Source organism: Planomicrobium sp. MB-3u-38 (assembly GCF_002836425.1).
Taxonomy (GTDB): Bacteria; Bacillota; Bacilli; order Bacillales_A; family Planococcaceae; genus Planococcus; species Planococcus okeanokoites.
Map to the genome: position 1 here is coordinate 23034 of NZ_PJBO01000010.1, position 14675 is coordinate 37708.

Annotated in this window: 15 protein-coding genes and 1 riboswitch; of the genes, 8 read left to right on the forward strand and 7 right to left on the reverse strand. The window is 46.0% G+C overall.

Annotated features, from left to right (window positions below):
• Positions 1 to 96: 96 nt before the first annotated feature.
• The 4 genes from CXF70_RS05145 to CXF70_RS18425 all read left to right on the forward strand — a co-directional run bounded on the left by CXF70_RS05145 (position 97) and on the right by CXF70_RS18425 (position 3123).
• Positions 97 to 2037 (forward strand): S9 family peptidase, encoded by a 1941-nt coding sequence (locus tag CXF70_RS05145; RefSeq protein WP_101801776.1) that lies wholly within the window; start codon positions 97 to 99, stop codon positions 2035 to 2037.
• A gap of 131 nt (positions 2038 to 2168) precedes the next feature.
• A complete protein-coding gene (locus CXF70_RS05150) occupies positions 2169 to 2681 on the forward strand; it encodes an SRPBCC domain-containing protein (RefSeq protein ID WP_101801777.1) in 513 nt (170 codons plus the stop codon).
• Between the two features lie 2 nt (positions 2682 to 2683).
• Positions 2684 to 2956, forward strand: coding sequence for a VOC family protein (locus CXF70_RS18420; protein ID WP_233208551.1), 273 nt, complete (start codon positions 2684 to 2686; stop codon positions 2954 to 2956).
• Positions 2941 to 3123, forward strand: coding sequence for a VOC family protein (locus CXF70_RS18425; protein WP_233208552.1), 183 nt, complete (start codon positions 2941 to 2943; stop codon positions 3121 to 3123). Before CXF70_RS18420 ends, CXF70_RS18425 begins: the two co-directional genes overlap by 16 nt.
• A 51-nt stretch (positions 3124 to 3174) precedes the next feature.
• Here the strand turns inward: CXF70_RS18425 and CXF70_RS05160 are convergent, their stop codons facing one another.
• Positions 3175 to 4566, reverse strand: coding sequence for a vWA domain-containing protein (locus CXF70_RS05160; RefSeq protein ID WP_101801778.1), 1392 nt, complete (start codon positions 4564 to 4566; stop codon positions 3175 to 3177).
• Between the two features lie 162 nt (positions 4567 to 4728).
• On the opposite strand from CXF70_RS05160, the gene mug reads away from it, so the two are divergent.
• Entirely contained in the window at positions 4729 to 5265 is a 537-nt protein-coding gene (gene mug, locus CXF70_RS05165) for a G/U mismatch-specific DNA glycosylase (RefSeq protein WP_101801779.1), read from the forward strand.
• A 115-nt stretch (positions 5266 to 5380) separates the two neighbouring features.
• Positions 5381 to 5863, forward strand: a complete 483-nt coding sequence (locus CXF70_RS05170; protein WP_101801780.1) for a DUF2975 domain-containing protein — start codon at positions 5381 to 5383, stop codon at positions 5861 to 5863.
• A 190-nt stretch (positions 5864 to 6053) separates the two neighbouring features.
• Here CXF70_RS05170 and lipA read toward each other — a convergent pair whose 3' ends face one another.
• Together lipA and CXF70_RS05180 are read right to left on the reverse strand one after the other, a co-directional pair.
• Positions 6054 to 6998: a lipoyl synthase gene (gene lipA / locus CXF70_RS05175; protein WP_101801781.1), complete on the reverse strand. Its 945-nt coding sequence runs from the start codon at positions 6996 to 6998 to the stop codon at positions 6054 to 6056.
• 11 nt (positions 6999 to 7009) lie between these two features.
• Positions 7010 to 7834 carry a lipoate--protein ligase family protein gene (locus tag CXF70_RS05180; RefSeq protein WP_101801782.1) on the reverse strand — a complete coding sequence of 275 codons (825 nt, stop codon included), beginning with the start codon at positions 7832 to 7834 and terminating at the stop codon, positions 7010 to 7012.
• An 81-nt stretch (positions 7835 to 7915) separates the two neighbouring features.
• Positions 7916 to 8019: riboswitch (TPP riboswitch) on the reverse strand.
• 131 nt (positions 8020 to 8150) lie between these two features.
• Between CXF70_RS05180 and CXF70_RS05185 the strand changes: the two genes are divergently transcribed.
• Positions 8151 to 8669, forward strand: coding sequence for a cysteine hydrolase family protein (locus CXF70_RS05185; protein ID WP_101801783.1), 519 nt, complete (start codon positions 8151 to 8153; stop codon positions 8667 to 8669).
• A gap of 51 nt (positions 8670 to 8720) precedes the next feature.
• On the opposite strand, the gene CXF70_RS05190 is transcribed toward CXF70_RS05185, so the two are convergent.
• From CXF70_RS05190 to CXF70_RS05200, 3 genes are all read right to left on the reverse strand, one after another.
• Positions 8721 to 9599: a GNAT family N-acetyltransferase gene (locus tag CXF70_RS05190; RefSeq protein ID WP_101801784.1), complete on the reverse strand. Its 879-nt coding sequence runs from the start codon at positions 9597 to 9599 to the stop codon at positions 8721 to 8723.
• Between the two features lie 76 nt (positions 9600 to 9675).
• Positions 9676 to 10449 (reverse strand): SDR family oxidoreductase, encoded by a 774-nt coding sequence (locus tag CXF70_RS05195; protein WP_101801785.1) that lies wholly within the window; start codon positions 10447 to 10449, stop codon positions 9676 to 9678.
• A gap of 25 nt (positions 10450 to 10474) precedes the next feature.
• Positions 10475 to 11317 carry a DUF4037 domain-containing protein gene (locus CXF70_RS05200; protein ID WP_158241154.1) on the reverse strand — a complete coding sequence of 281 codons (843 nt, stop codon included), beginning with the start codon at positions 11315 to 11317 and terminating at the stop codon, positions 10475 to 10477.
• Positions 11318 to 11655: 338 nt separating this feature from the next.
• Here CXF70_RS05200 and CXF70_RS05205 point away from each other — a divergent pair, with 338 nt between their 5' ends.
• A complete protein-coding gene (locus CXF70_RS05205; protein ID WP_101801787.1) occupies positions 11656 to 13200 on the forward strand; it encodes a hypothetical protein in 1545 nt (514 codons plus the stop codon).
• Positions 13201 to 13769: 569 nt separating this feature from the next.
• On the opposite strand, the gene CXF70_RS05210 is transcribed toward CXF70_RS05205, so the two are convergent.
• The gene (locus CXF70_RS05210; RefSeq protein WP_101801788.1) at positions 13770 to 14642 is read right to left on the reverse strand and encodes an AraC family transcriptional regulator; all 873 of its coding nucleotides are present in this window, start codon (positions 14640 to 14642) and stop codon (positions 13770 to 13772) included.
• Positions 14643 to 14675: the final 33 nt, after the last annotated feature.

Genomic DNA, 14675 nt, shown 5'->3' on the forward strand with positions numbered 1-14675 from the left:
GCAATTTTATTGTTTCTCCCATTAAAATTATCCAACAATTCCAACTCTTCTCCTGTTAAAATTAATATACTTAAGTTGAACAGGAGGCGTTTTCTGATGGAGAGAAAAATAGTGCCTTACGGCAGCTGGAAGTCGCCGATTACCAGTGAATTGATAATAAAGGATACAGTAGCTCTTGAAGGCATCGCTTATGAAGGAAATGATCTTTATTGGCTTGAACGCCTTCCTTCTGAAGGCGGCCGCAGCCGGGTCATGAAAAAGACTTCGGATAATGCGCTGGCCGAACAGACACCTGCTCCTTTCAATGTCCGGACACGGGTTCATGAATACGGCGGCGCCCCTTTCGCAGTCTTCGGCGAACGTCTCTATTTCTCCAATTTTGAAGACAATCTTTTATATTTGAAAATAGGTGAAAATCAGCCGAAACAGATTACATCCGACTCAAACCACCGCTATGCAGATGCAGGAATCGACCGGCCAAATCAACGCCTTTATTGGATTCGTGAAGATCACACAAATTCTTCACTTGCTCCCGAAACAACCATCGTTGTGATGAATGCGGATGGAAGCGATCAGAAGATTGCCGTTTCGGGCAACGATTTCTACTCGAATCCACGGGTAAGCCCGGATGCCAAGCACCTGGCTTATCTTACGTGGAGTCATCCGCATATGCCGTGGGATGAGTCTGAATTATGGGTGGCTGATATTAATGAAGATGGCACACTTTCCAATAACCGAAAATTGACCGGCGGCTCCGGTGTTTCGATTGTCCAGCCGCTGTGGTCACCAGGTGGCACACTCTATTTCCTGTCAGACCACAGCAATTGGTGGAATCTGATGCGCTGTTATGGCAGCCACAAAGAAGAAGTTTGTCCGGTCAAAGCGGAATTCGGTTCACATAGTTCAGTGCTCGGCAAATCGGATTATTGCTTTGTCGATGAAAATACGATCATCGCTTCTTATTCACAGCACGGCATGAGGCAGCTTGCAAGCGTGGATGTCTGGAATGGACGCTTGAATCCCATAACGAATCGATTCACGTCATTTTCATCTCTTCAGTCAAATGGAGATAAAGTCGCTTTTATTGCAGCGTCGCCGACAGAGTTTCCACGGATCACGGTAATGGACACAGATTCATTGAAGCTGGAAGATATAAAGATCGCATCGGAATTCCTCATCGACACGGATTATTTATCGCTGCCGGAAGCAATTGAGTTCCCTACAGCCAACAATAAAACAGCACACGCGCTTTACTATGCACCGAGCAATCCCGACTTTACAGCGCCTAAAGGTGAAAAGCCGCCATTGCTTGTACATGCACATGGCGGGCCGGTCGGCGCCACTTCTTCCGCACTCAATCTGGTGAAGCAATACTGGACCAGCCGCGGCTTTGCGCTGGTTGATGTGAATTACGGCGGTTCAACCGGTTATGGGCGGGAATACAGGGACCGCCTGAGAGGCCGATGGGGCATTGTCGATGTCGAAGACTGCGCCAACGCCGTCCAATATCTTATTGACCGCGGGGACGTGGACCATGGCCGAGTCGCTATCGCCGGTGGATCAGCTGGCGGTTATACGACACTCGCTTCCCTCGTCTTTACCGATATTTACAAGGCTGGCGCAAGCCATTTCGGTTTGAGCGAACTGGAAAGTTTTGTACTGGAAACCCATAAATTCGAGTCGCATTATCTGCACGGGCTCATTGCACCTTATCCTGAAGAAAAACATGTATTCCATGAACGTTCGCCGATCCATTTCACCGACCGTTTATCGTGTCCCGTGATCTTTTTCCAAGGTCTTGACGATAAAGTGGTGCCGCCGAATCAGGCTGTGCCGATGGTCGAAGCTCTTCGTAAAAAAGGTCTGCCTGTCGCTTATCTGGAATTCGAAGGCGAAGGACACGGCTTCCGGAAAGCTGAGAATATCAAACGCTCCATTGACGGTGAGTTCTATTTTTACAGCTGCATCTTCGGATTCGAACCGGCCGACAAAATCGAACCGGTTGAAATTGATAATTTACACTCAGAAGAAATTTAATTTGGATAACTGAATTTTCATTTTATTTCAGTCGGAAAATCGCTATACTGTAAGTGACAAACCGGTCATTTCTTCTGAAAGGAGGAGCAGCATATAAGATCGGATATCTGAGACACGAGGAGGATATTCCAATGTCGAGGAAACAAACTCGGACACGAACTGAGGGACGGGAACTGATCATGGAACGAAGTTTTGATGCGCCGAAAAAGCTGGTTTATGAAGCCCATGTCACTCCGGACAGCGTTGCCCGCTGGTGGGGACCAACCGGCTGGGAGACTCATAGCACCGAAATGGCAGTCGAACCGGGTGGTGTGTGGCATTATTGCATGCGCTCTTCGGAAGACGGCCAGGAGGCATGGGGCAAAGCGACCTATCAGGAAGTGGTTCCTGACGCACGGCTGGTTTATGTGGATGCCTTTGCGGACCAATACGGCAATGAACTGGCAGAAATGCCAAAAATGCTGATTCAGGTGGATTTCTCCGAAGAGGGCAAACAAACGAAAATCACTTCCCGCACGCTTTTTGATTCGGAAGAAGAATTACAGAAAATCATTGATATGCAGGCCGTTGAAGGCATGTCGGAAACTTATGACAGACTGGATGAATTCTTGCATGACCAGCAAAAAAACAAGGAAGAAGGTTAAGCATGATTACAAAAATGTTCCCTTATTTGAATTTTGACGGACAAGGCCAGGAAGCGGCCCACTTCTACACCGATGTCCTGGATGGTGACCTGGTCGGGCTCATGACTTATGGCGATGCAAACGGCGATGATATGGAAGGCATACCGGAAGAAGCGAAAGATATGGTCATGAACGCCCAAATCGTTTTGAAGAATGGTGATTACCTCATGATTTCGGATGTGCCGCCTGGCATGGGGATTTCCTACAGGAAAGCAATAATGTGTCGCTTACTTTGACACTCGATGACAAGGAAGAAGCAAGGATCATTTTCGGAAAGCTGGCAGAAGGCGGTATGGTCAGCATGGACCTGCAGGAAACATTCTGGAGCCCTCTATATGGAAATCTGATCGACCGCTTTGGCATCGAATGGCAGATATCCGTGGATCCTGAAACAGGAAAATAAAGATCAGTAAAAGCCAGTTTCCTGAATTGCTCAGGAAGCTGGCTTTTTTGATCAGGATTTATAATCGTCCATTTTCTCTTCTTCGAGTTGATCGACTTGTTCACGGAGCTTTTCATATACTTCTTTGCGGATTTCGTCTTTGCGTTCCGACTCCTGTCTGAAATGCTGCCTCACTGTTTCATAACGTGTATCGATCAGTTCGAGGTAACGGTCCACTGCTTCTTGGTCTTTAAATTTCCCAAGTTCTTTCAGATCGTAATGAATGGCGTACATCTCATTTTTGGAGGCCAGGGAAAGGAAGCTGACATCGTTGTTGGCTGCCAGGAGCTCGCCGTAAATATCGTTGCTTTGCGAAAGGATATCCAGTTTCCTGTCATTCCCCCAGGCCAGCCACTCCCAATAGAGGCGGCTGTATTCCTGCTCGAGATATTCGTTCAATTCACTTTCGGAATAAACCGATTTGTATTGGCCATTCCCTGCTTTAGCTACGGCTTCCAGCTGTTTCTGCCCTTCATTGTCCACATCGAATCCGATAATGTTCACTTCCGCTTGAATGTCCGATTCGTTCAGCGATGCAGCAGCCGCAACCGGATCACCGTCGCATGTCTCGATGCCGTCACTGACAACGTAAACCACATTGCGCACGTTGTCGCCTTTATGCTCTTTCAAATCCGTTTCAGCGGCTTCGATGGCTCCTGCCAGAGGCGTCCATCCAGCAGGATTGAATTGATCGAGTGATTCTGCGAATTGCTGCTCATCATAAGCGCCGAGGTCGTAGACGACTTCGTTGCTCGCACAGGACATCGCCTTGTCAGCGTCCGTGCCTGTTCCTTCATGTCCATAAACGCGCAGCATGATATTTGCCCCTTCCGGGAGGTCGGATGCATATTTTTCAATCGCAGACTTTGCCAGTTCCATCTTCTGGCCGCCGCTTACTTCTCCCGCCATGCTTCCACTTGCATCCAGCAGAATGGCGACATTGACCGTTTCTGTGTCAGGAATGTCAATTTCATCTTCTGGAGTTGCAGAATCGATTTTAATGACCGGATCCACTTCATTTATGATCGTGGCCGCTTCTTCCACATCCGCCGCTAATAAGGTGACTGCCAGCGAATAGGCTTCTTCCCCTGTCATTCCGGCAGGTGCCGCTTCCAGTTCTTCATTCAATTCCTCTTTTTGCTGATCAGTCATTTCATTGGGAACATACTTCCCCTTTTCTTTCACCATTTCTTCTACATTATGTATGGCTGCTTCCGGAATATCGCTTTCTTCTTTTTCCGCGGGAGCTGCTGCCTCTTCATCACTTTCTTCGACCGCTGCCACCTTCTTTTCAGCCGCTTGCTCCTTTTCCGCCACCGCTTCTTCATCAGCTGTCGAACAGCCAGCAAGAATTGCCAGCAGCAATAGAGCTATCATAAACCATTTCGCTTTGGTGAGTTCCATAAAAATCAATCCTCCTAATCTGATTCTACCGTTCTGTTACGTTCAGAGAAATCTATGGTTTCATTATTATGGAAATTCAGTACTTTGGAACTGTAAGATACAGGAATAAAGACAGAAACTGCACTCAGTAATTAACTTGTTTAAATCGGGTATGATAAATACATGAGCATCCAATTAAAGGAGGATTCCATATTGCATTTAGAACCGATTCCAGATCACATACAACCCGGGTTGAAGATATTGTTCGTCGGTTTCAACCCCAGTATCCGTTCGTCAGAAACCGGTTATCATTACGCGAATCCGAATAACCGTTTCTGGAAAATCCTCTTTCTCGCAGGCATTACGCCACGAAAATTCCGGCCCGATGAAAACAGCAAACTGCTGGAGCTCGGGCTTGGCCTGACGAATATTGTGCCTCGTCCTACAAAGGAAGCCGCCGAGATCACAAAAGAGGAATACCGCATCGGCGCGGAAAAACTGAAAAAAAAGATCCAGCGCCTTCAACCGGCCGCTGTCTGTTTCGTCGGCAAAGGCGTCTATCAGCAATACAGCAAAAGACGCCTCGTGCCTTGGGGCGAACAGAATGATCCGGTCATTCCCGGAATCGCTGAATTCGTTGCGCCTTCGTCCAGTGGACTTGTACGGATCAAACAGGATGAAATTGTCGCGATTTATAAGGGCCTGCAGAAATATCTGTAGCTTCACTTAAAAGATCACGATAATTAAACATCAAATTAAGATAATTATTTATTGATATTCAATAAATAATAGTGTATTATCTCATTAATAACAACTACAAGATGAGGTGTTCTTAATGAAACGGACTTCAACTACCGTATTAAAAGCCGCCGTTTTTCTCGTCGGTCTTCCGGTGCTTGCTGTGTGCATTTACGGATTATCCCGATTTGATCCGAATTCGCCATACTGGGCTCTTCCGGAACTCGAAAATTTACAGTACCCGTTGTTGATCGGCATGTATATCGGCATGATCCCATTTTTCATCGCGCTGTACCAATCACTGAAACTGCTTAATTACATCGACCGGAACGAAGCTTTCTCCATTCTTTCGGTAAAGGCAATCCGCAATATCAAACGTTGTGCTGTTGCCATCATCATTGTCTATCTGATTGAAATGCCGTTCCTTTATATGCTGACCATGGCAGATGATGCGCCAGCCATCATCATGGGATTGTTCGTCATTTTCGCGTCGCTTGTGGTCGCGGTGTTTGCTGCCGTTCTCCAGAAGTTATTGCAGGATGCCATCCGAATCAAATCCGAGAACGACTTGACGGTTTGACAGTAATTATAGGAAGAAATTATGGAAGATTACCAATCTCTGGTGGTCTTTTTTTAGACGTCAATGATTCTGCCATTTGGGTTTGCGTTATATACCTCTTTATTTGCAATAAAGCAATTTCATCGAATTCAATAATATTTTAACTATGAAAAAAGCCACCGCAAGAGCGATGGCATGGCACAAAATAGTTTTAAAAAGTTTCCACTTCCAATGTCTTGCCCTGCGACTCATAGCCTTTCATGTACTTGATGCGGCGCTGTGCCGAAGTTGCGTTGACCTGTTCATCCGCGTGATAGGAAGAGCGCACCATCGGCCCTGCTTCGCAATGGCTGAAGCCTTTCGACAACGCAATTTCCTTCAGTTCAGCGAATTCATCCGGGTGGTAATAGCGCTCCACATTCAGATGCTTCTTGGTTGGCTGCAGGTACTGGCCGATCGCCATGATGTCTACGTTGTGCGCGCGCAGATCATCCATTGTTTCGATAATCTCTTCCTTCGTTTCTCCAAGCCCGACCATGATGCTCGACTTGGTCGGCGTGTTCGGCGCAATTTCCTTGACCCGCTCCAGCAACTGAAGTGAACGGTCATACATCGCCCGCGCACGCACCCGCTTCGTCAGGCGTCTGACGGTTTCGATATTATGGTTGAAAATATCAGGCGCACTGTCCATCAGCGTGTGGAGGCTTTCGTAATCGCCTTTCATGTCGGATGGCAGAATCTCCACAGTCGTTGCCGGCATTCTTCTCCGGATCGCCCGCACTGTCTCGGCAAACACTGCTGCGCCCCCGTCATTCAAATCGTCCCGTGCCACTGCAGTGACCACGACATGTTTCAAGCCCATGATTTCAACTGATTCCGCGACGCGTTCCGGCTCGCCCAGATCAAGCTCGTTCGGCAAACCTGTTTTGACCGCGCAGAAGCGGCAGCCTCTCGTGCAGGTGTCCCCAAGAATCATGAAGGTGGCGGTTTTGCGCTCACTCCAGCATTCATGGATATTCGGACACCGTGCTTCCTCGCACACCGTGTTCAGCTTTTTCTCCCGCATCAATTTCTTGAGTCCCGTGAACGATTCGTTCGTATTGATTTTCACCTTCAGCCAATCCGGTTTCCGTATGTATTCTTCTTGTTTCGACATTTAAACTCCTCCTATTTTTCAGTTGAGTAACTCCAATCAAGATTTTTATACTTCGTTTCCGCCAGCTGATTGATTTCCACCAATTTTGCATCTGACAGCGCAAGCGGTTCCAATTTAATGCCCAGCCCTTTTTCAAAGCCTTTTTTAAAAGCGGCCTTCACTTCATCGAAGACAAAGGATTTGCCGGTCGCCGCGTTGATGGATATGGCTTTTTCCTTGAACGCTTCCCTTGCCCGATGTTTTATTTCGCGTGAAGGATAACTGAATAAATCGAATAGCTTCACGCTGTCAATTTCAATGGGAATGGAGCCATGCTGCAGGATGATTCCTTTCTTTCTCATCTGAGCGCTGCCGGCGGCTTTCTTGCCATCGACCAAAAGTTCATACCAGGACGACTTATCAAAGCAGACAGCTGAATCCGTTTTCTCCATCGATGACTCCGGTATTGCAAACTCTGAGCTGATGCCAAGTTCCCGGTAGCCTTCCAATAAACCTTTCGAAATAACCGAATAAGCTTCCTTCACAGAACGCGGCATCGCCGGATGAGATTCAGGCACCACTACACTGTATGTCAATTCCTGGTCGTGCAGCACAGCGCGTCCGCCTGTCTGCCTTCGGACGATTTCCGCTCCGTAAGCTGACGCCTGCCCGAAGTCGATTTTTTTATCGGCATCCTGAAAACGGCCTATTGAAATGCCAGCAGGTGACCAGCCGTAAAACCGGATGGTTGGTCCGATTTCCCCTTTTTCCAGCCATTCCAGCATCAATTCATCCAGAGCCATATTGAAAGCTGGGCTATTGTGGCCGGAATCGATGAATCCCCAAATTTCCTCCATCGCTTCTCCCCCTTTTTTGCACAAAAAAATACACGGCTTCCATAGAAATGGACAGCAGTGCAAAGTGGTTGCATCCGAACAAGCATGCATTTACCACTTCCCTCCGCCGGCATAATCCAGATCAGGTTCAAAGGGTCCAAGCAATGCTTGTCTCAGCCCGAAAAGCGGCTCCCCCAGTGCATAATTTATTTGTTACCCAAATCCTATCATAAGGTAACAGAAAAACAAACCTCTTTTTTATTTTCATCTGACAGGAAGGTTTTAGAACGTTGCTGTCGAATAAAAAGATTAGAATAATCAAAGAGGAGTAGATTCCATGCCGAACACGGCTTTGTTGATAATTGATGCTCAAAACGAAATGTTCGACCCTGCCAATCCTGTCCATGAAAGCGAGCGGCTGCTCGGAAATCTGCAGATGCTGATCCAAAAAGCGCGTTCAGCGAACGTTCCGGTTATCTACATCCAGCATAACGACGCCGGACTTGTGGAAGGCACCGATTTCTGGCAGATTCATGAGTCGCTGCAACCGCAGCCAGATGATGTAGTCGTCCAGAAAAAAACGCCGGATTCGTTTCATGAAACGACGCTTTTGGAACAATTGAAAAGACAGGGGATTCAGAATCTCGTCATCGCTGGCAACCAGACGGAATACTGTGTAGATGCTACTACGCAAAGCGCCGTCAGGCATGGCTTCCATGTGACGCTGGCAAAAGACGCCCACGGCACCTGGGACTCGGAAACGATGAGCGCAGAACAGATCATCGAACATCATAATGAGATGTTGAGCAACTCAGCTGAACTGCGCGAGACCCGTGACATCCAATTTACGGACTGAATTCATTGAAGGAGGAAAGCGCCTTTTTTACTGGTGCTTTCCTTTATGATTTCAAGAATGCGACGTCATCGGAAATGTAAAGTAGCGTGGCAAGCCGCTTGGCGCTCGCCGAATAAATAGACGGTCACTTGCCGTATTTATTTCTTTGGAATAGATATCATCATTTTGAAATTCCGGAGTAAAATATAAATGAATGTTTTCCGTCTCTTTTGAAACAATATATGGGAGAATGTTTTTGGCATCTACAGCACTTTTCGAAATTATGTCATAGACATGCAGATTTCCATCAGCTTCTTCGAAGATAACAATCAGATCTAGTTCACTCACATAATAAAGAGCTTCCGCATATTGCAGCAAGTAGTGAAAACAAAGCAGGTGTGCATTGTTTCTGACACCCAAAACTGCAGAGACAGGTACTCTGTTTTCCGCAAAATCTTTTAATAAGGTAAAATCCTTCTTTACGTCGAGTTTTCGGATAGTATTTGCAATCGCCGGCCCCAAATCACTCCTCTTCATTTTAAGCTTGGTTTCCACTATTGCTTCAAATCCAAATTTAGGATAAAACTCCAATACGGAATCATTAGCGAAGAGATAGATGAACTCACATTCTTCTTCATATTTTGCTATGACAATTTCCATCAGTTCAGCGGCCAATCCCTGATTACGGTAATCGGGATGGGTCATCACAGTTCCCAATTGAATCGCTTTTACGTCTTTGCCGTTTAGAACCAGGTTCATCTTGTTGACGGAAACATTGGCGACAACCCGATCGCCGTCATTATATGAATAACAAATGTAATCCCCATTCCAACACCCCGCTTCGATCCATTTGCTGAAATCCAGTCCAAATACCTGCTTTGAAAGCTCATTAAAACTTCCCCTGTATTTCATATTCGAACGATAATCAAAAATCAATTGGTAATTTGACATTAGGCTTCCTCCGTTTTTAAACAATCCGTTTGAAATTTATTATTTTCAGTGCTTGAAAATTTCAATGAGTTCCCAATTATCTTTCAAAACCGCCTTCCGAATGGAGTATCTGTCCCGTGATCCAGGCAGCATCATCACTTGCCAGGAACTTCACCAATTTCGCCGCATCTTTCGGCTCACCCGCACGGCCGAATGGAAATCGCGGCTGCAGCGCATCCTGTATGTCGGGTGTCATCCATCCGCTGTCGGTGGGTCCTGGATTCACCGCATTGACAGTGATGCCAAGCGGTGCAACTTCCGCTGACAGAGTGATTGTCAATGCATCAACTGCCCCTTTAGTCGTTGCATAAGCCAGTTCTCCCGGCATCGGACCTTTAAACTGTCCTGATGTGAGATTGATAATCCGTCCACCGGATCCTTTCGTGAATCGTTTCGCAAAACTGCTGCTTAATATTGTCGTGGCCAGAACATTCACTCGGTAATGCCGATCCAGCCCTTCTATGGTCAAAGTTGAGTAATCGGTATCCGTCGAATAGGCAGCGTTGTTCACCAATATATCAGGTTGGCCAAGCTCGTTTTCAACCTGTTCCAACAGAGATGACAATACTTCCGGCTGAGACAGGTCCACTTCCAAAGATGCCACTTTCACGTCGAACCGCTCCAATTCCTCCTTCAACTCTACTGGTTCGTCCGGCTCAGATTTCCAAGGCATGCTGTTGTCATATGCTGTCCAATAAGTGAAAAAGATACTACATCCATTTTCAGCCAATTCCCTGCAGATTGCAGCCCCGATGCCATTCAGGCGGCCCGCACCAGTGATAATGGCAAGTTTGCCAGTGAGTAGTCCCATTCCGTATCCCTCCATCCTTTTTTCTTCAATAATTTTCGTTTAGCGGTCTCACCTGATGTGTCTGTTTCATTGCCTCAGATAAATCCATGTCGGGAAGTTCCTGAGCGATAAGGTCGAAAACTTCCTGGATGACTGCTTCAAGCGTTCTTATTGCATCCTTTGGGTTGCCGATGAATACAGATTCCATGCGTTTTATTATGTTTTCCGGTTTTACGGACATGCCATCCAGCGCATTCCGCTGCCATTTAAAACCGGGATGCACAATATATTGCCGGTTCAACGCGAATAAAATCGACATGATTTTTGTCTCCGCATCGGCCATCACTTTATAAAGCATCAGCCAGTCTTTCCGGTACAGCAAAGCCTCCCTGTTGCTCCAGCGGCTGCCGAAAATAATATTCTCTTCAATCATTGTCTTTCTTAATCCGTCCGGATAGTTTTGTACCCTTCCTTTCATCTCTGTGATCAGTTCGTGCCCTTCGAGTGCCTTGCCATAATTGACTGCAGCCGCAATACATTGGATCTCAGGATCAGTGTCGAAAAAATCGACAGTCTTTGTGATGAACCTTTGAATGGCTGCAGTCAGGAAGTTGCTGATTTCCAGCTTTACTCCATTTGTTAAATAGGTTTCCGACCACTCTTCGTCCTCATAAGGATGGAAATCAAGCACGGTGCCATTCGATTTCATGATAGGTGTTTTCCTGTATGTGTCTGTTGGCGGCTCTTTCCAAAATACCAGCAATTCAATATCCGAATATTTGTCCTGCCATCCTCTTGAAACGGATCCGCCAAGCAGCACTCCCTCCACTTTCGGATTTTCTGCATATAATCGTGCAAGCTGGTCTGCCATTTCTTGCAGATCTGCCATTGTATTACCTCCCATCGCTAAATTACATTTCATATCTGCCCGGTTTCTTTCATTTCCATATAACTTTAGCATAGCATTTTGTCGGTAGAAGCTTTTTATCGCTACATTCTTTATAACAATAAATTAGGGACTTTATACACATTAAAAATAGATATATACCGGGACCTTTAAATGTTAATATATAGAAAACTTCCAAGTACGCAATTTCTTGAATGCATCTTGAAAGTAAGAACCCGAGGCGAAAAATACAAGTCAGAGCTGAATCCAGCGAACCACTCCACTTTTTCAATCGGCAGAAATGCAGTTGCAATCAATTCAAATGGAAAGTGGAGGAAGCTATGAAAGTATTGTGGAAAATAGTGATTTTATCGGTTTTATTCCTTGGCTTCAGTATTGGAAGCTATTGGCTCATCTTCAGCCAGGGCCTTGTACTCGGCATTTTGATTTCGTTCATGCTTCTGGTGCTTTGTTTGGCAGGCCTTGCCTTCAGCCTTTATGGAATCGAAAACGGCCAGCTTGAAAAAATATGGCTCAAGAGCCGGATGGAAGTCGCTGCCTTATTGATTTTAACGGTTTACCTGAGTTCGGCAATTGGCCTGTTTGCTGCAGCCAACACTTTTTTGGAGGCTAAAGAGCTAACCAAGGATTTTTCAGCTGCTGAAAAGACGAAAATGCTGGCTTCTGCACTTTGGCACAGCAATTCGAATTCAAGTACGATTGGCAGTATTGAAAAGAATGGTGTGGTTTATTCCTTCACGGCTTCGACTAAAGATGAAATCGATAAGATCGATGAATTTCTGGAAGAGGAAAAAGGGCGGATTGCAGAATTCTATGACAATGAAGAAATGGGTGACTTGACGATAGTCTTCCATGACGATTTTGACACGTTGTCTGAAGCATCCGGCTACGAAGAAGCCATGGGTTATTATGATTATTACAGCCAGGAAATCCATTTGGTGCCGGATGACTACTCATGGGACATCGTTCTACTCCATGAATACAGCCACCACCAGAGCCATTTGTATTCACAGGAATATGGCCTGTCTGAGACTCGGCTGCCTTTATGGTTTGAAGAAGGCGTCGCCGACTATCTAGCCGGTGAGACAAGTGATTGGTATGCGCTTGAAGATGTGGAAGTCACTGATTTCAAACTGCTGGATTACGACTATTCGTTCCATAATACGTATACACGCAATTACGATCCGTACGTGCAAAGCTTTTTGGCGGTGCAGTCGTTGGTCAATGAACACGGCGAGGATTTATTGCCGACATTTCTCTCTGCCAAAATGCCGAGTGAATTCTACGCTATGCTTGAAGATGCGACCGGTATGGAGTTGATTGAATTCCAGGAAACTTTCCTCGATGACATGATTGAAGAAAGCACTGCCGAACAGGCGAATTATGATGCGGCTTATGAAGCAATGGAAAAAGGGAACTACGAAGAAGCGGCAAAAATCATGGATGAACTGAATGCGACCGCATCGGAAGAAGACTTGAACCACTTGTCCTGGATGCAAATTGACCTTTATCTATTGCAGGATCAATTGGACGAAGCCATCACTTTCATGGAAGATCGCCTCGAAAACGGAAATCCCGATTACCGTCTGGATGACCTCATCACGTTAGCGGAAATTTATCTGCTTGTCGATCCGGCAGTGTCCTTGGAATTGGTCAGGGAAGCGGATGCGATTTCACTTGAAGATGAAGACATGGAATTTGGTTATTTCGATACGGCAGCTTATCTGGAAGCATATGAGCTGATTAACTCTTCATCACCTTATGAAGGGTATATGATTCTACTGGATGAGGAACTTCTTTATTACGAAACCATCATCGAGAAAGTGGAAGACAAGGTGGCGGAAGAATTTCCGGAAGCAAGCTGAGCGATATGAAATAAAGCAGGTTCCCCTGATGTGGAAGCCTGCTTTATTTATTGCTTTTATATGTATGATTTTTGCCGAATGATCATAGAATCCTGTGAGTGATCATAGAATCTCCTGAGTGATCATAGAATCCTGTGAGTGATCATAGAATCCCCTGAGTGATCATAGAACACCAAAAACCGCTCATAGAGTCCGACCAGCTTTTCAAAAATTAAAGAAAGCAGGCTCCGCTGACTTGCGGGCCTGCTTTTCTGGTGAAAAACTTGCTTGCCGATCATAAAAGCTCCTTTGCAGATCACAAACTAATGCTTGCCGATCACAAATCCTGCTTTGCCGATCATAAACTGATGCTTGCCGATCATAAATCCTCCTTTGCCGATCACAAACTTCAAATTACGTAGAAAGTTGACGTTCTACTTTACGGTTGACCGACTATTTTAGGCTCCTGCAGACACTTTCCTGAAAAACTGCCAAAACACAATAATAATCTGGAATATCATTGAAAAGAAGGCTCCGCACAAACGCGGAGCCTTCTTCTAAAACTCGTAGCAATCAAAATTTCGAGGAAGCTACTGCTGTTTATTCACCGGAATCCAGATTTCGCTGTATACCTTCTCAAAATCGCTCATGTCCCCATTAAAGGAGATTTCCGGCCCTTCCCTCAATTCATAATTAGAAGAAGGCAGCCATTCGGAAAAGATTTTCGCCCACGTTTCCTGTAGAACGCCCGGGAATGGCCCTTCCATTTTGAAAATAGCCCAGCTGCCAGCAGGAACATTCACCACATCAAACTCTCTGAAATCAGCATCCAAAGTCGTGATGGATCCGATGAGATGGTCGAGTTCACCTTGTTCTTCATTGCGCCCCGCGTCAAAGTTAAAGGATGCGTTCACCACTGTTTTAACTTCGGTATTCCGCATCTGAGCAAGTTTTTCACGCTGCTCCGGTGTGATGGAACCAGCCATATTCATGATTTCCTGATTTTGCCCTTCAAAAACAATCGGCACCCTCTTTTTAATGCCTACCAATTTAAAAGTGTCTTTTTCTGCGATACTGTAATCCATATCCATTCCTCCTTGAATCGTCAATTGGAAAGTCAGGCGCGGAAACAGCTTCAAGCTCCCACTGTTCTTCACTTCCGACGGATGCACGCCCGACCATTCACGAAAAGCGCGGCTGAAACCGTCCGCCGAATCGTAGCCGTATTTCACAGCCACATCCAGTATGCGTCCGCCGCCCCGCTGCAAATCGAATGCCGCCAGCGACAGGCGCCGGTTACGGATATAGCTGCTCAGCGTCATACCGGACAAATATGAAAAGAGCTTCCGAAAATGGTATTCCGAAACGCCCGCTATGTCCGCGACTTCCTGGAAATCGATATCACTGTCCAAATGCTCTTCCATATACTGCAGCGCTTCGTTCATATCCTTCAGCATGTTCATAACCTGACCTCCTTTCTTTAACAATTCTATTCG

Coding starts and splice junctions, on each gene's coding strand:
- CXF70_RS05145 (WP_101801776.1), top strand. CDS start 97: ATGGAGAGAAAAATAGTGCCTTACGGCAGCTGGAAGTCGCCGATTACC.
- CXF70_RS05150 (WP_101801777.1), top strand. CDS start 2,169: ATGTCGAGGAAACAAACTCGGACACGAACTGAGGGACGGGAACTGATC.
- CXF70_RS18420 (WP_233208551.1), top strand. CDS start 2,684: ATGATTACAAAAATGTTCCCTTATTTGAATTTTGACGGACAAGGCCAG.
- CXF70_RS05160 (WP_101801778.1), bottom strand. CDS start 4,566: ATGGAACTCACCAAAGCGAAATGGTTTATGATAGCTCTATTGCTGCTG.
- mug (WP_101801779.1), top strand. CDS start 4,729: ATGAGCATCCAATTAAAGGAGGATTCCATATTGCATTTAGAACCGATT.
- CXF70_RS05170 (WP_101801780.1), top strand. CDS start 5,381: ATGAAACGGACTTCAACTACCGTATTAAAAGCCGCCGTTTTTCTCGTC.
- lipA (WP_101801781.1), bottom strand. CDS start 6,998: ATGTCGAAACAAGAAGAATACATACGGAAACCGGATTGGCTGAAGGTG.
- CXF70_RS05180 (WP_101801782.1), bottom strand. CDS start 7,834: ATGGAGGAAATTTGGGGATTCATCGATTCCGGCCACAATAGCCCAGCT.
- CXF70_RS05185 (WP_101801783.1), top strand. CDS start 8,151: ATGCCGAACACGGCTTTGTTGATAATTGATGCTCAAAACGAAATGTTC.
- CXF70_RS05190 (WP_101801784.1), bottom strand. CDS start 9,599: ATGTCAAATTACCAATTGATTTTTGATTATCGTTCGAATATGAAATAC.
- CXF70_RS05195 (WP_101801785.1), bottom strand. CDS start 10,449: ATGGGACTACTCACTGGCAAACTTGCCATTATCACTGGTGCGGGCCGC.
- CXF70_RS05200 (WP_158241154.1), bottom strand. CDS start 11,317: ATGGCAGATCTGCAAGAAATGGCAGACCAGCTTGCACGATTATATGCA.
- CXF70_RS05205 (WP_101801787.1), top strand. CDS start 11,656: ATGAAAGTATTGTGGAAAATAGTGATTTTATCGGTTTTATTCCTTGGC.
- CXF70_RS05210 (WP_101801788.1), bottom strand. CDS start 14,642: ATGAACATGCTGAAGGATATGAACGAAGCGCTGCAGTATATGGAAGAG.